Genomic DNA, 20,388 nt, shown 5'->3' with positions numbered 1-20,388 from the left:
CTCGGGCGATACTGGGCCTGTGGTCCGTTCACCGTCGTGCGTCGGCGCCCTGCGGGAGCGAGCCGGTGAGTCCCTGCTCCACCGGGTCGCGGGCCCCGAGGCGCACCGGAAGCGTGCCCGCATCCACGGCACACCCGGCCCGCGCTGGTTCGGCCCCGACCGTCCCGTACGGACCGTGCACGGGGACGCGTCGATGTACATCGGCGGCCTCGCCGCCCTCCTGCTCCAGTCCCTGCACCCGACGGCGATGGCCGCGGTCGCCGCTCACTCCGGTTTCCAGGGGGACCCCTGGGGGCGGCTCCAGCGGACCAGTACGTTCCTGGCGGTGACCACCTTCGGCACCAGTCAGGACGCGGAGGACGCGGTGGCCCGGGTACGGGGGGTGCACGGCCGGATCAGCGGGACGACCTCCGAGGGCGTGCCGTACCGCGCCTCGGATCCGCATCTCCTCTGCTGGGTGCACATCGCGGAGACGGAGTGCTTCCTCAGGGCGCACCAGCGCTACGGGCGGGCTCCGCTGGACCCGGCCGGAGAGGACGGGTACGTGGCCGACATGGCCGAGGTGGCGCGACGCCTCGGCGCGGAGCGTCCGCCCGGCACCCGCGCCGGGCTCACGGCCCGCCTGGCCGAGTACCGCTCCGAGCTGCGCGCCACACCGGAGTCACGGGCGGCCGCCCGCTATCTGCTGTCCGAGCCGCCGCTGCCGGCGCTCGCCAGGCTGCCCTACGCGTTCCTCGCCGCGGCGGCGGTCGATCTCCTGCCGGCGTGGGCCAGGACCGCCCTCGACCTGCCGGCCGCCACACGGCTCCTGCGGCCGCTGGCCCGTCCCGGAGGACACGCGATCACCGCCGCCCTCCGCTGGGTGATCACCGCCACTCCGCCCCCCGAGGCATGACGCGGCGGGCCTCACCGCATGGGGCGGGCGGTCCGTGACCTCCGGCAGGTCACGTAAAGTTGTTGAAGGTGAGAGGACGGCGTGGCGCCGGCTCCCCGTCGCCGTGCCGGGGCCGATGGCGCCCCTGGCGAAGATCCGGTTCCCCGCGGATGCCGTACGGCCGCTCCGCGCCCCCGCCGCACGCTCGACCCGCCGCGTACGGGCGTGCCCGAGCACGACAGGTCTCCCTTCCCTTGTCCTCTTCCGCTCCCTCCGTGTCCCCGGCCTCGTATCTGCGTGGCCTGAAGCCCGACTGGCTGCGTGACCCGAAGGTCTGGCGTACGGAGGTCCTGGCCGGTCTGGTCGTCGCTCTGGCGCTGATCCCCGAGGCGATCTCGTTCTCGATCATCGCCGGCGTCGATCCGGCCGTCGGCCTGTTCGCCTCCTTCACGATGGCCGTCGTCATCTCCGTCGTCGGCGGACGGCGCGCGATGATCTCCGCCGCCACCGGCGCGGTCGCGCTGGTGATCGCCCCGCTGAACCGCGAGCACGGCTTCGGCTACCTGGTGGCCGCCGTGATCCTGGCGGGCGTCTTCCAGGTGGTCCTCGGGGCGCTCGGAGTGGCGAAACTGCTGAGGTTCATCCCGCGCAGCGTGATGGTCGGCTTCGTGAACTCCCTCGCGATCCTCGTCTTCATGGCGCAGGTTCCCGAGATGCGCGACGTGCCGTGGGCCGTGTACCCGCTCGTGGTCGGCGGTCTCGCGCTCATGGTGTTCTTCCCGAAGGTCACGACCGTGGTCCCGGCCCCGCTGGTGTCCATCGTCATCCTCACGGTGATCACGGTCGGCGCCGCCATCGCCGTTCCCACAGTCGGCGACAAGGGCGACCTGCCGTCCGCGCTGCCGGTGCCGGGCCTGCCCGACGTGCCCTTCACGCTCGACACGCTCACGACGATCGCCCCGTACGCCTTCGCGATGGCGCTTGTCGGTCTGATGGAGTCGCTGATGACGGCCAAACTGGTCGACGACATCACGGACACCCGCTCGGACAAGACCCGCGAGTCCGTCGGCCAGGGCGTCGCGAACATCGTCACCGGCTTCTTCGGCGGCATGGGCGGCTGCGCGATGATCGGCCAGACGATGATCAACGTGAAGGTCTCCGGCGCCCGCACCCGGCTCTCCACGTTCCTCGCGGGCGCGTTCCTGATGGTGCTGTGCATCGTCTTCGGCCCGGTCGTCTCCGACATCCCGATGGCCGCCCTCGTCGCCGTCATGATCATGGTGTGTTTCGCGACGTTCGACTGGCATTCGATCGCACCGAAGACCCTGCGGCGGTTGCCGGCCGGCGAGATCGCGGTCATGGTGATCACCGTCGTGGCCGTGGTGGCCAGCCACAACCTCGCCGTCGGCGTCGTCATCGGCTCGGTCACCGCCATGGTCATCTTCGCCAAGCGCGTCGCCCACCTCGCCGAGGTCACCGCAGTCACCGATCCCGGCGGCACGAGCGTCGTCTACCGGGTCACCGGCGAGCTGTTCTTCGCCTCCTCCAACGACCTCGTCGGACAGTTCGACTACGCGGGCGACCCCGGCCGGGTCGTGATCGACCTCTCCGCCGCCCACATCTGGGACGCCTCCACCGTCGCCGCCCTCGACGCCATCGAGACCAAGTACGCCCAGCGCGGCAAGACCGTCGAGATCACCGGCCTCAACACCCCAAGCGCCGACCTCCACGCCCGGCTCACCGGCGAACTCAGCGGCCACTGACGGTCCGCCCCCCCAGCGGGCGCCGAGTGGTCGTGCCGACGGTGAAGGGGGACGCTGGAGGAAGGACGTCCGGGTGTCGAGGGCGTGCCGAACGGAGCGCCTGCCCGGTCGGAAAGGCCGTGCCATGCGCATGCTGATGAAGGTTCAGATGGACACCCCGGCCTCCAACGAGGCCATCAGGCAGGGCACCCTCCAGAAGCTGCTGGAGGACGCGATGAGCCGGCTCCGTCCCGAAGCCGCCTACTTCGGCGCCGAGGACGGCTGTCGGACGGCGTACCTGTTCGTCGACCTGGAGGACCCGTCGCAGTTGCCGAGGTTCTCGGAGCCCTTCTTCCTGCAACTCGGCGCCAAGATCTCCTACACGCCCGTCATGGACGCCGAGGACCTGCGCAAGGGCCTCGGCGCCCTGTCGGCCGGCGCCTGACCGGCCGCCTCGCCGTCCGGGTGGTCATCCTGGGGGACGGCCGGCGCAGTGATGGCGCCGGCCGGGGCGCGTGAACACGGTGAGTACGCATGGGTCACTTCCGTACCCGTTTCCCCGCCGCCGCCCACCCCTGACCACGGGAAACACAGGTGAACTCCAGGTCGGAGCCCTGATATATTCATCTTGTCGCCGCGAGTGATCATCACTCGGAGCGACGCACACCTTGTCCGGGTGGCGGAATGGCAGACGCGCTAGCTTGAGGTGCTAGTGCCCTTTATCGGGCGTGGGGGTTCAAGTCCCCCCTCGGACACGACAGCTTGTCGTCGACGTGGTGGTCGGGATCGCTCCCGGCCACCACGTCGTCGTTTCCGGGCGCGCCGTCCCGGCGCGGCGTCACATGAGCAGCGCGCCCGGGTCCCGTACCAGGGGCGCCGTGCCCACCGAGTTGCTCACGTTGAAGGTGACGCTGCCCGCCCGGTAGCGGTCCTCCGTCCACTCGATGGGCCGTCCGTCCGGGTTGCTCGTGAGGTGGCGCTGGCGCAGGAGCGGGCTTCCCCTGCGGACGCGCAGGAGCCGGGCGTCGTCGCTTCCGGCGGGGACGGCGTCGATGAGGTGCTCGCCGTAGTGGGCGACGATTCCGGCGTCCTCCGCCATGCTGTCCATGATCGAGGCGCAGTCGACGGGAAGCGCCTCGACGGTGGGGGCGACCCAGTCCGCGTACGCGGTGCGCTCCACCATCACCGGTTCCCCGTCCAGGAGCCGCAGCCGCAGGACGTCCAGGACGTCGGCCCGTTCCGGCAGGGCGAGCCGGCGCGCCTCCTCGGGGGTGGCGCCGCGGCGTTCGCGGCGGAGGAAACGGCTCGTCGCCTGGTAGCCCATGGCGCGAGCCCACTGGGCGAAACTGTGGAGTTCGGCGAAGCTGTGCCTGCGCTCCCTGCGGAGCACGATGCGGCGGGCGCCCTGGCGCGAACCGATGAGGCCTTCCGAGGTGAGCAGGGCGACGGCCTGGCGGACCGTGCCGCGCGAGGCGGACCAGTGGTCGGCGAGGTCGCTCTCGGAGGGCAGCCGGGCGCCGACGGCGTACTCGCCGCTGAGGATCGATCGGCGGAGTCCCTCCGCGATCTCCACGTAGAGCGCCGTCACGGCATCCCCCTTCTCGCGCGTGGCTGTGCGCACCCGGTCACGGCGTGTGCTGTTCCGCTGCCCACCCTAACCCGTGACCCGGCGGGGGAGGGGGTCCCGGGCTCCTGCTCAAGTCGCCGTGGCGGGCGGGGTGTTCCGTGCCCCCGGCTCTTCCGGGAGCCGTGTGGAATCAGCCATGTCCCGTTCATTTTCCGGACAGGATGTAAGGGCGAACTAAGGGCGGCTTGTTCAGACAAGTTCCGTCACTCGCCCCTGGGAGAACCCGTGCGCAGAACCCCCGTCCGCGGTGCCGCCGTACTGCTCGGCGCCGCCGTCCTGACCACCGTCACCGCCTGCGGCGCCGCGCCCGAGGGCGCGGCCGGCGCCACGGGCGACGGCGCGAAGGCGGCCACCGCCGTCTCGGCGAAGGACCTCGGCGGCCTGGACGCCCTCGTGAAGGCGGCCAAGCAGGAGGGCGCGCTCCACGTCATCGCGCTGCCGCCGGACTGGGCCAACTACGGCGAACTGATCAAGACGTTCGAGACGAAGTACGGGATCAAGGTCGAGAGCGAGAACCCGGACGCCGCGAGCGCCGACGAGATCGCCGCCGTCAAGTCCCGCAAGGGCCAGAAGCGCGCCCCCGACGTCCTCGACCTCGGCATCGCCTTCGCCCGCAGCGGTGCGGAGGAGGGCCTCTTCGCCCCGTACAAGGTCGAGGCCTGGGACAAGATCCCGGCCGCGCAGAAGGACGAGGCCGGCCGCTGGTACAACGACTACGGCGGCTACGTCTCCATCGGCTGCGACGCCAAGCGGATCCCGAACTGCCCGAAGACCTTCGCCGACCTCCTCAAGCCCGAGTACAAGGGCAAGGTCGCCCTCAACGGCAACCCCACCAAGTCCGGTTCCGCCTTCGGCGGCGTGTACGCGGCGGCCCTCGCCAACAAGGGCTCCTTCGCCGACATCCAGCCCGGCATCGACTTCTTCGGCAAGCTGAAGAAGAGCGGCAACCTCATCCCCGTCGAGTCCACCCCGGCCACGGTCGAGAAGGGCGAGACGCCCATCAGCATCGACTGGGACTACCTCAACGCCGGCTATGCCGACCAGTTCAAGGACAAGGGCGTCGACTGGCAGGTCGCCGTGCCCACCGACGGCGTCTACGCCCAGTTCTACTCCCAGGCCATCAACAAGGACGCCCCGCACCCCGCGGCCGCCCGCCTCTGGATGGAGTACCTCTACAGCGCCGAGGGCCAGAACCTCTGGCTCAAGGGGTACGCCCGCCCCGTCCTGCTGCCCGCCATGACCGCCGACGGCACCGCCGACAAGACGTTCGTGGCCAAGCTGCCCGCCGTCGCCGGCACCCCCGCCTTCCCGGCCTCCGCCGAGCTCGACAAGGCCAAGGCCACCCTCGCCGAGAAGTGGGACAAGGCCGTCTCCTGATGTCCTCCGCCTCCTCCACCCCCACCGAGGGAACCGCCGTCGGCGCGGGAAGCACCACGGCACCCGCCGGCGGCACCCGCCGCCGGCGGCGCGGCCCGCGCACCTGGCTCGCCGCGCTCCCCCTGATCGCCTTCACCGGACTGTGCTTCGGACTTCCGCTCGGCGCCCTGCTGTACGGCGCCGTGACCCGCACCGACCCGGCCACCGGCGCCACCGCCCTCACCGGAGAGCACCTGAGCCGCTCGCTCCAGGGCCCCTACCTGGGATCCCTCGCCGGCAGCGTGCAGCTCTCCGCCCTCACCGCGCTCATCGGCTCCGTCCTCGGCGTCCTCATCGCCCAGGCCGTGGTGACCTCCCGCTCCCGGGCCCTGCGCGACGCCGTCCTGACCGCCTCCGGGGTCCTCGCCAACTTCGGCGGCGTCCCGCTCGCGTTCGCGTTCATCGCGACCGTCGGCATCTCCGGCGTCGTCACCCAGCTCGCCGACCTGGGCGCCCTCGGCTGGAACCTGTACTCGTTCACCGGCCTCGCCGTCGTCTACCTGTACTTCCTGATCCCGCTCATGGTCCTGGTGATACTCCCCGCCCTCGACGGCCTGCGGCCCCAGTGGCGGGAGGCCGCGCAGAACGCGGGCGCAGGCGGCCTGCGGTACTGGCGCCACGTCGGCATCCCCGTCCTCGCGCCCGCCCTGCTCGGCGGGTTCGTGCTGCTCTTCGGCAGCGCGTTCGCCGCACACGCCACCGCGGCGGCGCTCGTCGGCGGCTCCGTCCCCCTGGTCACCCTCAAGATCGCGGACGCGCTCTCCGGGAACGTCCTCGTCGGCCAGGAGAACGTGGCCCTCGCCCTCGGCCTCGACATGATCCTGATCGCCGGTCTCGTCATGGCCGTCTACCTCCCCCTCCAGCGCAGGAGCGCACGATGGCTGCGATGACCCCCACCGCCCGGGAGGCCGCCCCGGAGGCCGACGCGGCCTCACGGGCCCGCCCCGTACGGAAGCGGCGCAGGCCCCGCCTGTGGCGCGGCGCCGTCCTCGGCCTCGGCGGCGCCTACTTCCTGGTCCCGCTGATCGCCTCGTTCGTGTTCACCGTGCACACCCCGGGCCAGGGCGTCTCCTTCGAGGCGTACACCGCGCTCCTGGCCGCCGACGGATTCACCGAGAGCCTGCTGCTCTCCCTCGGACTCGCCGCCGCGACCATCCTCCTCGCCCTGCTGCTCGCCGTGCCCGCCCTGGTGGCCGTACGGATCGGCTCGCCCCGGCTGCGGCCGGTCATCGAGGTCATGTGCATGCTGCCGCTCGTGGTGCCGCCGATCGCGCTCGTCACCGGCATCACCACCGTGCTGCGCTGGGGACCCGAGCACCTCTCGCGCACCCCTCTCTACCGGACCTTCCTGGCGGTCCAGAACGAGGACTTCCCCGTGGTCCTGGTCCTCGCGTACACGGTCATGGCCCTGCCGTTCGTGTACCGCTCCCTCGACGCGGGACTGCGCGCCGTCGACGTCCCGACCCTCGTCGAGGCCGCCCGCAACTGCGGGGCGAGCCGCCCGTACGTCATGTTCCGCGTCATCCTGCCCAATCTGCGGGCCTCGCTCGCGGGCGCCGCCTTCCTCACCCTCGCCCTCGTCCTCGGCGAGTTCACCATCGCCTCGCTGCTCGGCTTCCGGCCGTTCGCGGTGTGGATCGTCTCCATCTCCGGGGCCCATGCCCGCATGTCGGTGGCCGTCTCCCTCCTCAGCCTCGTCATCACCTGGCTCCTGCTGCTGCTCCTCTCCCGGGCGGGAACGGCGCAGACAACCCCTTCCCGCGCCTCCCGCGCCTCCCGCAAGGAGTCCTGACCATGTCCTCAGCAACAGCGGAACGGACCGCGCCCGCCGCGGTCGGCGGGGCGCGCGTCGAATTCCGGGGCCTGCGCCGCGCGTTCGGCGCCACCACCGCCCTCGACGGACTCGACCTGACCGTCGAACCCGGCGAACTGCTCGCCCTCCTCGGCCCGTCGGGCTGCGGCAAGACCACCGCGCTCCGGGTCCTCGCCGGGTTCGAACAGCCCGACGCCGGAGAGGTCCTCGTCGACGGCACCGACGTCACCCACGTGCCGGCCAACCGGCGCGACGCCGGCATGGTCTTCCAGTCGTACAGCCTCTTCCCCCACCTGACCGCCGCCGACAACGTCGCCTTCGGCCTGCGCGTACGCAAGGTCAGGGCGGCCGAGCGGCGCGAGCGGGCCGCCGAGCTCCTCGACCTCGTCGGCCTGCCCCAGCACGCCGACCGTTACCCGCACCAGATGTCGGGCGGCCAGCAGCAGCGGGTGGCGCTCGCCCGCGCGCTCGCCCTGCGGCCCCGCGTCCTGCTCCTCGACGAACCGCTGTCGGCCCTCGACGCCAAGGTCCGCCTCAGCCTGCGGGAGGAGATCCGGCGGCTCCAGCTCTCCCTCGGCATCACCACGGTCTTCGTCACCCACGACCAGGAGGAGGCGCTGTCCATGGCGGACCGCGTCGCCGTCCTCAACGCCGGGAGGCTGGAGCAGTGCGCCGCTCCCGCCGAGCTCTACCGGCGGCCCGCGACCCCCTTCGTCGCCGAGTTCGTCGGCACCATGAACCGGCTCCCCGGGCTCCTGACCGACTCCGGCCTCGTCGAGGTGGCCGGCGTCAGGCTGCCCGTCGACGGCGAGGCGCCGCAGAACCGAGAGGTGGACGTCCTGGTCCGCCCCGAGAACGTCACGGTGAGCGCCGCCCCCGACGGCGACGCGACGGTCGTCTCCACCTCCTTCCTCGGCTCGGTCACCCGCGTCCACGTCGACCACGCCGGTACGCGGGTCAAGGCCGACCTGTCCTCACGCGAGGCGACGGCGCTCGCCCCGGGTGCCCGGGTCGCCCTGGGCCTCGCCCCGCATCCCGTACTCGTGGCGCCGAGGACGCAGCGGTGACCGAACTCGCCGCCGTCCTCTTCGACATGGACGGCACGCTCGTCGACACCGAGGTCCTGTGGTGGGACGCCACGGAGGAGGTCGCAGCACGGCTCGGCCACCGGCTGACCCAGGCCGACGCGCCCGAGGTCGTCGGCCGCGCCGTCGAGGACACCGCCGCCCATCTCGTACGCGTCACGGGCACGCGGGACACCGGCGAGGCGGGCGTCGCGAGCGCGCTGACCGCCGCCTTCGAGGAACGCGTCGACAAGGGCGCCCCCCTGCGGCCCGGCGCGGGGCGCCTGCTCGCCGAACTGGAGGCCGAGGGCGTGCCGTTCGCCCTGGTGAGTGCCTCGCCGCGGTCGGTGGTCGACTCGGTGACCGGGGGAGCGCTCGCCGGGGTCCCCTTCGCCTTCACCCTCTCCGCCGACGACACCGTACGGACGAAGCCGCACCCCGACCCGTACCGGGAGGCCGCCCGGCGTCTCGGTGTGCCGTACGCGGCCTGCGTCGCCGTCGAGGACTCGCCCGACGGAGCCGCCTCGGCCGACGCCGCGGGCTGCGTCGTCCTGGTCGTGCCCTCGATGCTGCCCGTGCCGGCGGGCCCGGGGCGGGTCTTCGCGGAGAGCCTGGAGGGGGTGTCCCTCGCGAGCCTGCGGCGGAGCGTCCTCGCCGAGGCACCCTCGCGTGTTACTCGTTGGTAGTGCATTCTTGCGGGCAACGATCCACACGGCCGGGGGTTGACGCAGCGATGACGACATTCGAGGAACGCGCCACGGTGCACGCCTTCCGGGACGACTCCCTGGGCGAGCACGACGCCGTCGGGCTCGCCCGGGCGATCCGGCGGGGCGAGGTCGGCGCCGCCGAGGCGGCGCGGGATGCGGCCGAGCGGGTACGGGCGGTCGAGGCACGGCTCCACGCCGTCCAGGTGCACGTCGACGACGCCCCGGGGTACGCCACCGGAGCGGGCGGCGGCGCGTTCGCGGGGGTGCCGACCTTCGTCAAGGACAACACCGACCACCAGGGTCTGCCCACGGGTCACGGCAGCGCGGCCTTCACCCCCGCAGTCGCGCGGCGGGACGCTCCGTTCACGCGGCAGTTCCTGAGCAGCGGTGTCACCGTCCTGGGCAAGACCCGGCTGCCCGAGTTCGGATTCAGCCCCACCACGGAGTACGAGACCGCCGAGCCGGTCCGCAACCCCTGGAACACGGAGCATTCGGCGGGCGGTTCGTCGGGTGGCAGCGCCGCGCTCGTCGCCGCCGGGGCGGTGCCTATCGCCCACGCCAACGACGGCGGCGGCTCGATCCGCATCCCGGCCGCCTGCTGCGGGCTCGTCGGGCTCAAGCCGACCCGCGGCCGGGTCGTGCCCAACGACCAGAGCCGCCGACTGCCCCTCGACCTCGTCTCCGACGGCATCGTGAGCCGTTCCGTACGGGACACCGCCGCGTTCCTCGCCGCCGCCGAGACGCACTGGCGCAACCCGAAGCTGCCGCCCCTGGGCCTCGTCGAAGGCCCCTCCGGGCGCCGGCTGCGCATCGGGTTCCTCCTCGACTCGCCGAACGGGGTCCCCGCCGACACCACCACCCGCACGGCCGTCACGGAGACGGCGGCCACCCTGGAACGGCTCGGCCACACCGTGGAACCGGTGGCACCGGCCCTCGACCCCCACTTCACCCAGGACTTCCTCACCTACTGGGGGATGCTGTCGTTCCTCCTCGGCACCACCGGCCGGACCCTCGGCCCGGACTTCGACCGGCGCGGCATGGACGGCCTCAGCAGGGGACTGCGGGAGGAGTACCTGAAGAACTGGCGGCGCACCCCGGGCGTACTACGGCGGCTCAAGCGCACGAAAGTGGCGTACGCGGCGGCCTTCCGCGGCTTCGACCTGATCCTGACGCCCGTACTGGCCCAGACCGCGCCACGGATCGGGCACCTCGCACCCACCGTCCCCTATCCGGTCCTGATCGAACGGATCCTCGCGTACGTGGCCTTCACGCCGGTCGACAACGTCGTCGGCACGCCCTCGATCTCGGTGCCGGCCGCGCGCACCACGGAGGACGGGCTGCCCGTCGGGGTGATGTTCTCGGGCCGCCCCGGCAGCGAACGGACCCTCCTCGACATCGCGTACGCACTGGAGGCGGACCGCCCGTTCCGGCGTATCCAGGACGCCTGACCGGGCGGCCCGCGGGGCTTCATCCGCCGCCCAGGGCGCGCTCGAGCTGTGCCTTGTTCATCTTCGAGCGGCCGTCGATGTCGCGGCGCTTGGCCTCTTCGTAGAGCTGGTCGTACGTGCGCCCCTCGGAGCCGCTCCCGGAGCGCCGGCCCCCGCGCTCGCCGGACGACATGTCCTGCGTGGACTGCCTGCTCGACGTCTTGGACTCGCCCTGCCGGGCCCGTTCCTTGTTCACGGTGCGGGCGGCGATCTCCTTGGCCCGCTTCGTGCTCTCGCCGCGGTCCTCCGCGCTCTCCTTGATGTGCTCGTACTGACGCTCCCGCTTCTGGCTGGATCCGCGAGGCATGATGTGTCTCCTTCCCGCACGCTTCCGAGAGTTCGCCGTGCGGCTACCCGTGGCGCCGCCCGTCACTCGTCAGTCGTCACTGTTCGAGGTGTAACGGCTCCGGGCCCACAGGGGGAGGGCGAACCAGCACAGGACGTACCAGGCGAGGACGGGCGCGACGAGCCAGGGCACGAGCTCGTTGTCGGTGGCCACCCGCAGGATGAGGAAGAGTGCGGTGGAGAGGGTCGCGACGAGCAGCACGATGCCGGTCACGATCAGCCGGGAGGCCCAGACGACCGCCTGGGGTTTGATCCGGCGCCCCGACACCAGACGGTGGAAGGACACCGGGCCGATCAGCGCGCCGGTGGCCAGCGACCCCAGGATCACCGTCAGGATGTACGTCGTCTTCTCCACCGAACCGAGACTCACGTAGCGCGGGGTGAAGACCACCGTCAGCAGGAACCCGAGCAGGATCTGCACACCCGTCTGGGCCACCCGGATCTCCTGGAGGAGGTCCTGCCACTGCCGGTCGGCCCGCTCGTCCGCGGTCTCCTCACGGCCCCGCGCGTTCTCCCGATCGATCATGCCCCGCACCTTCCGGTCCCACGGCCCGCGCACGTGACGGCGGCGGCCGTACGCCGCGTCTGCCCGGTTCGACCCGCCGCATCCGCCGCAGGAGGCCTCTTCGTGCCATCACATGAGAACGCGGATGAGAACGACACACGGGAACGGCCGGTCGCGCGGGTGAAAGGGGGAATGCGGTGCGATCGTCGGGGAAGGCGCCCGGTGGAACGCCGGGGAAGAGGCCGGTGACGACGAGTGAGACAGGTGGCCGGGCCAGTGACCACAGGGCATCGCACGCCGGACGGAAACCGGCCGTGGCTTCCGCGCGACGGTGGCGAAGCGCGCGTCATGCGGGAGGGGCAGCGCCCCTGGCTGCCCCGTGACGCGGCCGAGGCGCGCGCCAGGGTGGCGGAGGCCCTGGACGTGGCCGAGGCCACGACGGGGGACAGGCCCTCGGCCCAGGCCCGAGGCGACGCCCTGCTCGTCGCCTCCGAGCTGGTGACCAACGCGATGCGGCACGGCGGCGGCCTCACCGGCTTCGGCGTGGAGATCCACCGGGGCGTGGTGACGATCATCGTCGCGGATCCGAGCGGTGAACTGCCGCACCTCACCGACGCGCAGGGGCGCAAGCGCGCCTTCGGGCCGGCGGAGGGAGGATTCGGCTGGCCATTGATCAGACTCCTCGCGCGGGAGATCAGGCTGTGCCTGCTGCCGCAGGGCGGCAAGACCATCGAGGTACGGCTGCCCCTTCACTGATCGGCCGTGTGGGCTGTGTGGTCTGTGTGACCAGGGTCACGTGCGTGATGCGTGATGTCTCGAGTGCGGATTCCGCTTCATCAGCTGGCGACCGACGCCGCTTCTAAGGAGAACGGGGATCACGCATGGACCGCGAAAGCCCGAACCTGTCCGCAGCCGACATGCCCTGTCACGCAGCCGCGTTCGTGGAGCGCGCCACCCTGCGGGCCCGGCTCCCGCTCGACTACACCGCGCCCAGCCTCAGCATCGTCGACCGACTCATCGACGGGCTGCGTCAGGGCGGCGCGGGGCGGGAGGACGTGGCGGGCCCGCTGCTCGGCCTCGGCGCCTATGTCGGCGAGGTCCTGGTGCGCGAGGCCGGGGCGGTCTGGGTGGACATTCCTCCGGACCACCTGCTCCGGACCGTGTTCGCCCGCTCCGTCGGACTGCGGATGCCGGACGGCCGGGTCTGGAACCCGCTCGGCCGGACCGTGAACCGCTTCGAGATCGGACCGCAGGAGTCCCTGCGGACGTACTTCCTCACCCTCCACGGGCGACGGCCGCCCCGCACCCGCAGACGGTGGGTCCACGCCCCCGACGGCCTGTCGGCAAGCAGATGTTGACCATCTGACAGGATGATCGCGATCCGGTGCGCGCGGCGACCGGAGGTTTCGCGAACAAACCGGCTGTGAAGAGGATCGTGTGGACGAGGGGACGGGGCACGCGCCCTCCACGACACACGACGCGGACCTGGGCTCGGCCGTCGAACGGGCGCGGGCGGGCGACGAGGAGGCGTTCGGGCGGGTCTACCGGATGGTGGCCCCCCGGCTGCTCGGATATCTCCGGGGCATCGTCGGCGAGGACGCCGAGGACGTCGCCTCCGAGGCATGGCTGGAGATCGCCCGGGACCTCGGCCGGTTCCGCGGCGACGGGGCCGGCTTCCGCGGCTGGACCGCGACCATAGCCCGGCACCGGGCCCTCGACCACCTGCGCAGGGCGCGGGTCCGGCCCCGCCCCACCCGGCTCGAACAGGACGTGATCGACCTGCCCGCCGCCGTGGACACGGCGGGGGAGGCACTGGAGACCTTCTCGACGCAGCAGGCGCTCGCGCTGGTCATGGGCCTGCCACGGGAGCAGGCGGAGGCCGTCCTGCTCCGGGTCGTCGTCGGCCTGGACGGCCCGACGGCAGCCCGGGTTCTGGGCAAACGCCCCGGTGCGGTACGGTCCGCGGCGCACCGTGGCCTACGGCGACTGGCGCGGGAACTCAAGGGAAGAGGGAGGTGACGGGATGCCCACGGACGAACGGGACGGCGAACGGGCCGAACGGGGCGAACGGGACGACGACCCGGGGGCGGCTCCGCGAGCCGTGCCGCGCGCCGACGGAGACGCCGTGAGCACGGCCGCCGGGGACGCGGCGCGCCAGGAGGCCCCGGCAACCACCGGCCGGGACGCCGAGGCAAGCGCTCTCGCCGCCTTCCGGGCCGCGCGCGACGCGGGCCTGCACGCGTCCCGCCGAACGCGCCGCCGCGACGACTGGACGCCGGCAGCACCGCCGCGCCGCGGACGGCGCTCGCTGCGGACCGTCGCCGCCGCGATGCTCGCGAGCGTGACGCTGGGCGGCGTGGCCATCGCCGCCGCGGAACTCCCCGGCCGGTTCCTGGACGACCCGGCACCGGCGAACCCCGTCCCGGAGCCGCTCCGTGACACCCCGCCCGCCACGGTGAAGCCGACTCCGGAAGAGCACGCGACCCTGCCCGCTCCGCCGTCCACATCCGCGCCGGAACCGCCGACGGAGGGCCCTGAGTCGCGCCCCGCCGAGAACGGGAAGGCGCACTGCCACGGGCACGAGGCGGGCAGGAAGGCGAAGCAGAACCAGGGCTGTGGCCGGAGCACCGGCCCGGGCAACGGCGACGGCAACGGCCCGGGCACGGGCCCGGGCACGGCGCACGACCCGAGGAGCGACCCGAAGAGCGGCCCGAAAGGTGCCCCCAGGACCGACCCGAGAAGCGAACCCGGGCCCGGCCCGTGGAACACCCAGTGGAACACGCCCTTGAACGGCCCGCAGAGCCGGCTGAAGGGCGGCGCCGACCACCTCAAGGTCGTCCTGCCGTCCCTCGGCATCGGCCCCGCGCACCCCGAGCCGGGCAGCCCCTGAGACCCACCTCCCGGCAGGACGCGGCCCTCAGCCGAAGTCCGGGATCGGCTGGTCAGGGGCGAGGGCGGCGGCGATGCGCTGGGCGATCACATGGGCGCTGTGACCGTCGGGAGCGGAAGGTCCCTCGGTGGTGGAGACCGCGATGGCGAGGCGCTTGGACGGGAGGTAGTCCTGGGAGGCGCTGTAGCCGAAGAACAGCGGGTGCTGCGACACCCAGCCACCCAGGACCAGCAGGCCCATCCCGTAGTGGGTGGCCCGGGTGTTCGGGAGGCAGACCGTCGCCGGGCAGGTCTTGGTCGCCCGGCCAAGGCCCACCGTGCCCGGATTCAGCAGCTCCTTGTACGCGGCGGGGGAGAGGAGCCGGCCCGAGCCGATCCCGGAGGCCGAGCGCGCCAGGTCGCAGATGTTCGTGGTCTGCACAGCGCCGGGCGCGGTGGTCCACGACGGGTTCCAGAAGGTGGACTCCTCGTACGTCCCGCGTTCGGCGGTGAAGGCGTGCAGAACCGGAGCCGGGATGTCGGGCGTGAAGCTGTTGCGGGTCTCGCGCAGGCCCAGCGGGCCCATGACCTTCTCCTGGAGCAGGACGTCGAGGCGGGTCCCTGTGATCTTCTCCAGGGCGGCCCCGAGCAGCACGAAGTTGGCGTGCGAGTAGTTCCAGTTGGTCCCCGGCTCGTACCACCGATTCCGGCTCGTCGAGATCCCCACCAGTTCCTCGGCCGTCCACTGCCGGAAGGGGTCCTTGGAGACGCTCTCGGCGAAACCGGGGGCCTTGACGTAGTCGACGAGACCGGTGGTGGAGGCGGCGAGCATCCGCAAGGTGATCCGGTTGCCGTCCCGGAGGTCGGGCAGCCAGCGCCCGACGGGGTCGTCGAGGCCGACCCTGCCCTCGTCGACCAGCCGGAGCAGCGCCGTGCCCATGTAGCTGATCGCCACGTTGCCGTTGCGGAAGTGCATGGCGGGGTCCGCCGGGACACCGGTCATCGACTCGCCGAGCGCGGCCGTGACGACCTCGCGCCCCTCGACGGTGACCCGCAGGATCACGGACTCGAGGTCCATCTCCGCCTTGGCCCGCTCGGCGATCCGCAGGACGTCACGTGCCGGACCGCTGTCAGGCGGCGGGGAGGTGACACAGGGGCGGCGGTGGCCGCCGTCCCCGGTCGCAGCGACCGCGGCCGAGGCCGGGACGTCGAGGGAGAGCAGGGCGATGAGCGGCGGTGACGGCGGCGAGGCGCGGCCGTGACGCCGGGCGGGCGGGTCTCATGCGCGCAGTATCGGCAGGGGCGCGCCCGGCCGCCCGCCCGGGGCCCGTCGACGCGCGCGAACATCACCCGTCAGGCCCGCGCCCGCCCCGGACCGATCCGCGACCTCTCAGCCGCCCCGGACCGATCCGCGACCTCTCAGCCGCCGCGGCGGATCCGGGCGGCCTGGCGGGCCTCGGCCGTCTTGCGGGCCTCTGCGGCCCGCCTGGACTCGTTCTTGGCGCGGCCCGGGCGACCCGGGACGGTGCCGATGCCACGGAAGGCCGCTCCGCCGCGCTTGACGCCCTCCTGGCTCGGCGCGCTGCCGTCGACGGGTACGCCGGAGGGCTTGCGGGCGCCGGTGATGCGGCTCAGTTCGGCTTCGCCCGAGCGGACCCGGGTGACCTGGGCGTGGAGGCCCGCGTCCGCCATCAGACGGGCCACGTCACGGCGTTCGTCCTGGGTGACCAGGGTGACCACGAGGCCCTCCTCGCCGGCCCGCGCGGTCCGGCCGCCGCGGTGCAGGTAGTCCTTGTGGTCGGCGGGCGGGTCGACGTTGACGACGAGGTCGATCGCGTCGACGTGGATGCCGCGGGCCGCCACGTTGGTGGCGACCAGGACGGGGACCTCGCCACTCCTGAAGCGCTCCAGGGTGCGGGTCCGCAGCGGCTGGGACTTGCCGCTGTGCAGTGCCGCGGCCAGTACGCCGCTGCCGAGCAGGTGCTGGGTGAAGCGGTCCACTGCGGCCTTGGTGCGCAGGAACATGATCACCCGCCCGTCACGGGCGGCGATCTCCGTTGCGGTGGCGAACTTGTCGGCGACGTGCACGTGCAGCACGTGGTGCTCCATCGTGGAGACGGTGGCGGCCGACGGGTCCACGGAGTGGACGACCGGGTCCTTGAGGTAGCGCTCCACGACGAGGTCGACGTTGCGGTCGAGGGTGGCGGAGAACAGCATCCGCTGGCCGTCGGCGTTCACCCGGTCGAGTAGATCGGTGACCTGGGGGATGAACCCCATGTCGGCCATCTGGTCGGCCTCGTCCAGGACGACGACGGTCACCCGCTCCAGCCGGCAGTCCTTGCGCTCGACGAGGTCCATGAGCCGGCCGGGCGTGGCGATCAGGACCTCGACCCCGTCGCGCAGCGCGGTGGCCTGGCGGCCGATCGACATGCCGCCGACGACGGTGGCGAGGCGCAGTTTCAGGGCGCGGGCGAAGGGATCGAGCGCCTCCGAGACCTGCTGGGCCAGCTCGCGCGTGGGGACCAGGATCAGGGCGAGCGGCTTGCGTGCCTCGGCGCGCCGCCCGGCGGTGCGGACGAGGAGCGGCAGCCCGAAGGCGAGGGTCTTGCCGGAGCCGGTGCGTCCGCGTCCCAGCACGTCGCGCCCGGCGAGGGCGTCCGGGAGGGTCGCGGCCTGGATCGGGAAGGGCGTCTCGACCCGTTCGCGGGCCAGTACGTCGAGGATCTCGGCCGGCAGGTCGAGCTCGGCGAAGGTGGCGGCGGGGGGCAGGGCCGGGGTGCCGGCGGCCGGCGCCGTGAACTCTTCCTTCGCCGCGGCGGCGCGTCGTGCCTTTTCGGCACGGGGTGTGCTGTGTGTGTTGTCCATGGGGAGCCTTCCTCGAAACCGGTGCACTTCGAGGAATTCGCGACGGGCCGCGGCCCGAAGAATTACAGGAACGCCTGGGAAATGCCTGAAAGTGCCTGGAAAATGCAACGAGCCGGGGCCCTCACCACACGGGTGAGGACCCCAGCTGCGTCGGACGAGTCAACGTCAGGCGGGGAGAATGTTCTCCGCCTGGGGGCCCTTCTGGCCCTGCGTGACGTCGAAGGTCACCTTCTGGCCTTCCTGGAGCTCACGGAAGCCAGAGGTGGCGATGTTGGAGTAGTGGGCGAAGACGTCCGGGCCGCCACCCTCCTGCTCGATGAAGCCGAAGCCCTTTTCAGCGTTGAACCACTTCACGGTGCCGTTAGCCATGTCAAATCTCCTTCGGGGCGTAGCCCAGGGGTCCGCACTGTGCGAAACCCGGAGTCGCCGTGATGATTGCCCCGTCCGGAAAACTGCACCGAAAACACAGAAAGTGCCTGACGATGTCGAATCGTCAAAGGCACTTGTAAGTTTCTTTGGGAACCACGACTGCAACTACTGTCGACTGTAGCACGCCAGCCGCATGCACGCACGGAATCACCCACCGTCACGCCTGGCTGGTCGGGGACGTGTCGCGGCCCCGCGGGACGGTGGCGGTTCTCGCCCCGTGCGCCGTGAGGACGAAGGTCACCGTGATGAGCAGAGCCCACGCCCCGAACTTGGCGAGGGACACCGGCTGCCAGCCGTCCAGCTGGTCCGGGTAGCTCCAGGCGCCGACGTACGTGGCCACGTTCTCCGCGATCCACAGGAAGAAGCCGATCAGGGCGAACGACAGGGCCAGCGGCATCCGGTGGTCCCGTTCGCCCACCCGGAACCGCACCCAGGTGCCGGCCGTGGCGGCGACGAGCAGGGCGGCCAGCGCCCAGCGGGCGTCGGGCAGCCAGTGGTGGGTGAAGAAGTTCACGTACACGGCGCCGGCGAGGAGCGCCGTCACGCGCGGCCGGTAGCCGGTGACCCGCAGGTCGAGCAGGCGCCAGGCCCGGCAGACGTAACTGCCCAGGGCCGCGTAGAGGAAGCCGCCGTACAGCGGGACCCCGCCGAACTTCGTCAGCGCCTCCTCCGGGTAGCTCCACGACCCCATCCGTACCTTGACCAACTCGAAGAGGAGCCCGATGACATGGCAGCCGGCGATGACGGCGACGTCCCGCCCGGTGTCCCAGCCCACCTTCCACGCGAGGACGGTGAGCCCGATCCCGTAGAGGAGCAGGAGGTCGTAGCGGGCGATCGGGAGTTCGGGCAGCAGGGTGGAGACCGCGATGCCGCCGATGAGCGCGAAGGCGAAGGCGCAGCAGCGCGCCTCGAGGACGGCGAAGCGCAGGAGCTGGCGTACGCCGTGCGTGAACGTCTTCGTGAACGTCTTCGTGAACGTCTTCATGGGGGGAGGGACGCCGGGGCCGCGGTGATCGGTTCGCGCCGTACACGCCCCGCGACGGCGAAGCGCCGCACCTCCCGGAGGAAGTGCGGCGCTTCGCCGTGCCGTTGTGCGGGGTGGGGATCAGACCGCCGGGGCCGGGAAGGTCGGGTACTCCACGCCGGAGACGTGCTGGACGACTCGGATGACCTGGCACGAGTAGCCGAACTCGTTGTCGTACCAGAGGTAGAGGATCGCGTTGTCGCCGTCGACCTTGGTCGCGCCGGCGTCGACGATCGACGCGTGCCGCGAGCCGACGAAGTCCATGGAGACGGCGTCGGGGGCGGTGGTGAAGTCGATCTGACGCTTCAGCGGCGAGTGCAGCGAGACGTCACGCAGGTACTCGAGGACCTCGTCGCGGGTGGTCTCGCGGCCCAGGCGCAGGCTGAGGATCGCGATCGAGACGTCCGGGACGGGGACGCGGATCGAGCTGCCGGTGATCGGGGCCTTGAGGTCCGGAAGGGCCTTGGCGACGGCCGAGGCGGCACCGGTCTCGGTGATCACCATGTTGAGCGGCGCGGAACGGCCGCGGCGGTCGGCCTTGTGGTAGTTGTCCAGGAGGTTCTGGTCGTTCGTGAACGAGTGGACCGTCTCCACGTGACCGCGCAGCACGCCGTACTCGTCGTCCATCGCCTTCAGCGGCGGGACGATCGCGTTGGTGGTGCAGGAGGCGCAGGACAGCACCTTCTCGTCCGGCTTGATCGTGTCGTGGTTGACGCCGTGCACGATGTTCGGCACGTCACCCTTGCCGGGCGCGGTCAGGACGACCTTGTCGATGCCGGGGCGCAGGTGCTTCGACAGGCCCTCGCGGTCGCGCCACTTGCCGGTGTTGTCGATGAGGATGGCGTTCTCGATGCCGTACGCCGTGTAGTCGACCTCGGAGGGGTCGTTGGCGTAGATCACCTTGATCGTGTTGCCGTTGGCGACGATCGTGCTGTTCGCCTCGTCGACCGTGATCGTGCCCTGGAACTGGCCGTGGATCGAGTCGCGGCGCAGCAGCGAGGCGCGCTTCACCAGATCCTGCTCGCCACCGCCGCGGACGACGATCGCGCGCAGGCGCAGACCGTTGCCGGAACCGGCCTTCTCGATGAGGAGGCGGGCGACCAGGCGACCGATGCGGCCGAAGCCGTAGAGGACGACGTCGCGTCCGTCGCGGCGCTCGATCTTGTTCTCGCCCGTGGCGCCGGCGACGGCCTCGGCGGTGAACGCCTCCACCGTGAGACCGCGGTTGTCGGTCTTGTACTCGGCGGCCAGCATGCCGATGTCGATCTGGGACGGGCCGAGATCGAGGGTGGTGAGCGTCCGGAGGAACGGAAGCGTCTCGGTGACCGACAGCTCCTCGCCGGCGATCTGCCGTGCGAAGCGGTGGGTCTTGAGGATGCTGACCACCGACTTGTTCACCAGGGAGCGGCTGTGGACCAGGACGGTGACGTCCTGCTCCCGGTGCAGCTTCCCGATGATCGGGATCATCGACTCCGCGATCTCCTCGCGGTTCTTCCAGCTGGTGAACGAGTCGTCATTGACAGTCACAAGTTTATCTTTCGAGCTAGGCGGCGCTCATATGGTAACCCCCGGCCTCTCCGCTCCATCAAGGGGTGTCGAACGGATGTGTGTCACACCTCTGA

General features: G+C 71.8%; 21 protein-coding genes and 1 tRNA gene. 14 read left to right on the top strand and 8 right to left on the bottom strand.

Annotated features, from left to right (window positions below):
- Positions 1-19: 19 nt before the first annotated feature.
- From ACIA8N_RS29515 to ACIA8N_RS29500, 4 genes are all read left to right on the top strand, one after another.
- A complete protein-coding gene (locus ACIA8N_RS29515) occupies positions 20-895 on the top strand; it encodes an oxygenase MpaB family protein (RefSeq protein WP_365785187.1) in 876 nt (291 codons plus the stop codon).
- A 233-nt stretch (positions 896-1,128) separates the two neighbouring features.
- A complete protein-coding gene (locus tag ACIA8N_RS29510; RefSeq protein WP_365785185.1) occupies positions 1,129-2,637 on the top strand; it encodes a SulP family inorganic anion transporter in 1,509 nt (502 codons plus the stop codon).
- Positions 2,638-2,767: 130 nt separating this feature from the next.
- Positions 2,768-3,061 carry a hypothetical protein gene (locus tag ACIA8N_RS29505; protein WP_399416823.1) on the top strand — a complete coding sequence of 98 codons (294 nt, stop codon included), beginning with the start codon at positions 2,768-2,770 and terminating at the stop codon, positions 3,059-3,061.
- Positions 3,062-3,286: 225 nt separating this feature from the next.
- A tRNA-Leu gene (locus ACIA8N_RS29500) sits at positions 3,287-3,371 on the top strand.
- An 83-nt stretch (positions 3,372-3,454) separates the two neighbouring features.
- Here the strand turns inward: ACIA8N_RS29500 and ACIA8N_RS29495 are convergent.
- A complete protein-coding gene (locus ACIA8N_RS29495; protein ID WP_365785181.1) occupies positions 3,455-4,204 on the bottom strand; it encodes a GntR family transcriptional regulator in 750 nt (249 codons plus the stop codon).
- Positions 4,205-4,501: 297 nt separating this feature from the next.
- Here ACIA8N_RS29495 and ACIA8N_RS29490 point away from each other — a divergent pair, with 297 nt between their 5' ends.
- Genes ACIA8N_RS29490 through ACIA8N_RS29465 form a run of 6 tightly spaced genes read left to right on the top strand, consistent with a single transcriptional unit; the run spans position 4,502 to position 10,691 of the window.
- Positions 4,502-5,620 carry an extracellular solute-binding protein gene (locus tag ACIA8N_RS29490; protein ID WP_365785235.1) on the top strand — a complete coding sequence of 373 codons (1,119 nt, stop codon included), beginning with the start codon at positions 4,502-4,504 and terminating at the stop codon, positions 5,618-5,620.
- Positions 5,620-6,549: an ABC transporter permease gene (locus tag ACIA8N_RS29485; RefSeq protein WP_365785179.1), complete on the top strand. Its 930-nt coding sequence runs from the start codon at positions 5,620-5,622 to the stop codon at positions 6,547-6,549. Before ACIA8N_RS29490 ends, ACIA8N_RS29485 begins: the two co-directional genes overlap by 1 nt.
- The gene (locus ACIA8N_RS29480) at positions 6,537-7,451 is read left to right on the top strand and encodes an ABC transporter permease subunit (RefSeq protein ID WP_365785177.1); all 915 of its coding nucleotides are present in this window, start codon (positions 6,537-6,539) and stop codon (positions 7,449-7,451) included. Before ACIA8N_RS29485 ends, ACIA8N_RS29480 begins: the two co-directional genes overlap by 13 nt.
- Positions 7,452-7,453: 2 nt before the next feature.
- On the top strand, positions 7,454-8,539 hold the full coding sequence (locus tag ACIA8N_RS29475) for an ABC transporter ATP-binding protein (protein ID WP_365785175.1): 1,086 nt from the start codon (positions 7,454-7,456) through the stop codon (positions 8,537-8,539).
- Positions 8,536-9,222: an HAD family hydrolase gene (locus ACIA8N_RS29470; RefSeq protein ID WP_399416822.1), complete on the top strand. Its 687-nt coding sequence runs from the start codon at positions 8,536-8,538 to the stop codon at positions 9,220-9,222. The genes ACIA8N_RS29475 and ACIA8N_RS29470 overlap by 4 nt, the downstream gene beginning before the upstream one ends.
- A gap of 47 nt (positions 9,223-9,269) precedes the next feature.
- A complete protein-coding gene (locus ACIA8N_RS29465; protein WP_365785173.1) occupies positions 9,270-10,691 on the top strand; it encodes an amidase in 1,422 nt (473 codons plus the stop codon).
- Between the two features lie 19 nt (positions 10,692-10,710).
- Here the strand turns inward: ACIA8N_RS29465 and ACIA8N_RS29460 are convergent, their stop codons facing one another.
- Both ACIA8N_RS29460 and ACIA8N_RS29455 read right to left on the bottom strand, forming a co-directional pair.
- Complete coding sequence (locus ACIA8N_RS29460) at positions 10,711-11,037, bottom strand: plasmid stabilization protein (protein ID WP_365785171.1); 327 nt, start codon at positions 11,035-11,037, stop codon at positions 10,711-10,713.
- Positions 11,038-11,106: 69 nt separating this feature from the next.
- Positions 11,107-11,601, bottom strand: coding sequence for a DUF6328 family protein (locus ACIA8N_RS29455; RefSeq protein WP_365785169.1), 495 nt, complete (start codon positions 11,599-11,601; stop codon positions 11,107-11,109).
- A 327-nt stretch (positions 11,602-11,928) separates the two neighbouring features.
- On the opposite strand from ACIA8N_RS29455, the gene ACIA8N_RS29450 reads away from it, so the two are divergent.
- The 4 genes from ACIA8N_RS29450 (at position 11,929) to ACIA8N_RS29435 (ending at position 14,470) form a co-directional block, all read left to right on the top strand.
- Complete coding sequence (locus ACIA8N_RS29450) at positions 11,929-12,336, top strand: ATP-binding protein (protein ID WP_365785167.1); 408 nt, start codon at positions 11,929-11,931, stop codon at positions 12,334-12,336.
- A 125-nt stretch (positions 12,337-12,461) separates the two neighbouring features.
- The gene (locus ACIA8N_RS29445; RefSeq protein WP_399416821.1) at positions 12,462-12,938 is read left to right on the top strand and encodes a hypothetical protein; all 477 of its coding nucleotides are present in this window, start codon (positions 12,462-12,464) and stop codon (positions 12,936-12,938) included.
- 79 nt (positions 12,939-13,017) lie between these two features.
- Positions 13,018-13,599 (top strand): RNA polymerase sigma factor, encoded by a 582-nt coding sequence (locus tag ACIA8N_RS29440; protein WP_365785163.1) that lies wholly within the window; start codon positions 13,018-13,020, stop codon positions 13,597-13,599.
- A gap of 4 nt (positions 13,600-13,603) precedes the next feature.
- On the top strand, positions 13,604-14,470 hold the full coding sequence (locus ACIA8N_RS29435; RefSeq protein WP_365785161.1) for a hypothetical protein: 867 nt from the start codon (positions 13,604-13,606) through the stop codon (positions 14,468-14,470).
- Between the two features lie 27 nt (positions 14,471-14,497).
- Here the strand turns inward: ACIA8N_RS29435 and ACIA8N_RS29430 are convergent, their stop codons facing one another.
- From ACIA8N_RS29430 to ACIA8N_RS29410, 5 genes are all read right to left on the bottom strand, one after another.
- Positions 14,498-15,526, bottom strand: coding sequence for a serine hydrolase domain-containing protein (locus ACIA8N_RS29430; RefSeq protein WP_365785160.1), 1,029 nt, complete (start codon positions 15,524-15,526; stop codon positions 14,498-14,500).
- Positions 15,527-15,867: 341 nt separating this feature from the next.
- On the bottom strand, positions 15,868-17,313 hold the full coding sequence (locus ACIA8N_RS29425) for a DEAD/DEAH box helicase (RefSeq protein WP_365785158.1): 1,446 nt from the start codon (positions 17,311-17,313) through the stop codon (positions 15,868-15,870).
- 165 nt (positions 17,314-17,478) lie between these two features.
- On the bottom strand, positions 17,479-17,682 hold the full coding sequence (locus ACIA8N_RS29420) for a cold-shock protein (protein WP_030218719.1): 204 nt from the start codon (positions 17,680-17,682) through the stop codon (positions 17,479-17,481).
- A gap of 217 nt (positions 17,683-17,899) precedes the next feature.
- Positions 17,900-18,727 carry a DUF817 domain-containing protein gene (locus ACIA8N_RS29415; protein WP_365785156.1) on the bottom strand — a complete coding sequence of 276 codons (828 nt, stop codon included), beginning with the start codon at positions 18,725-18,727 and terminating at the stop codon, positions 17,900-17,902.
- 120 nt (positions 18,728-18,847) lie between these two features.
- Positions 18,848-20,293: a glyceraldehyde-3-phosphate dehydrogenase gene (locus ACIA8N_RS29410; RefSeq protein WP_365785154.1), complete on the bottom strand. Its 1,446-nt coding sequence runs from the start codon at positions 20,291-20,293 to the stop codon at positions 18,848-18,850.
- Between the last annotated feature and the right edge of the window lie 95 nt (positions 20,294-20,388).

It is taken from the genome of Streptomyces sp. NPDC051822, from assembly GCF_044452745.1.
GTDB lineage: Bacteria > Actinomycetota > Actinomycetes > Streptomycetales > Streptomycetaceae > Streptomyces.
Note: the sequence above shows the minus strand (reverse complement) of the source record. Positions and strands in the feature narration are given on the sequence as shown.

Coding starts and splice junctions, on each gene's coding strand:
- ACIA8N_RS29505 (WP_399416823.1), top strand. CDS start 2,768: ATGCTGATGAAGGTTCAGATGGACACCCCGGCCTCCAACGAGGCCATC.
- ACIA8N_RS29485 (WP_365785179.1), top strand. CDS start 5,620: ATGTCCTCCGCCTCCTCCACCCCCACCGAGGGAACCGCCGTCGGCGCG.
- ACIA8N_RS29480 (WP_365785177.1), top strand. CDS start 6,537: ATGGCTGCGATGACCCCCACCGCCCGGGAGGCCGCCCCGGAGGCCGAC.
- ACIA8N_RS29475 (WP_365785175.1), top strand. CDS start 7,454: ATGTCCTCAGCAACAGCGGAACGGACCGCGCCCGCCGCGGTCGGCGGG.
- ACIA8N_RS29465 (WP_365785173.1), top strand. CDS start 9,270: ATGACGACATTCGAGGAACGCGCCACGGTGCACGCCTTCCGGGACGAC.
- ACIA8N_RS29460 (WP_365785171.1), bottom strand. CDS start 11,037: ATGCCTCGCGGATCCAGCCAGAAGCGGGAGCGTCAGTACGAGCACATC.
- ACIA8N_RS29455 (WP_365785169.1), bottom strand. CDS start 11,601: ATGATCGATCGGGAGAACGCGCGGGGCCGTGAGGAGACCGCGGACGAG.
- ACIA8N_RS29450 (WP_365785167.1), top strand. CDS start 11,929: ATGCGGGAGGGGCAGCGCCCCTGGCTGCCCCGTGACGCGGCCGAGGCG.
- ACIA8N_RS29445 (WP_399416821.1), top strand. CDS start 12,462: ATGGACCGCGAAAGCCCGAACCTGTCCGCAGCCGACATGCCCTGTCAC.
- ACIA8N_RS29435 (WP_365785161.1), top strand. CDS start 13,604: ATGCCCACGGACGAACGGGACGGCGAACGGGCCGAACGGGGCGAACGG.
- ACIA8N_RS29430 (WP_365785160.1), bottom strand. CDS start 15,526: ATGGACCTCGAGTCCGTGATCCTGCGGGTCACCGTCGAGGGGCGCGAG.
- ACIA8N_RS29425 (WP_365785158.1), bottom strand. CDS start 17,313: ATGGACAACACACACAGCACACCCCGTGCCGAAAAGGCACGACGCGCC.
- ACIA8N_RS29420 (WP_030218719.1), bottom strand. CDS start 17,682: ATGGCTAACGGCACCGTGAAGTGGTTCAACGCTGAAAAGGGCTTCGGC.
- ACIA8N_RS29415 (WP_365785156.1), bottom strand. CDS start 18,727: ATGAAGACGTTCACGAAGACGTTCACGAAGACGTTCACGCACGGCGTA.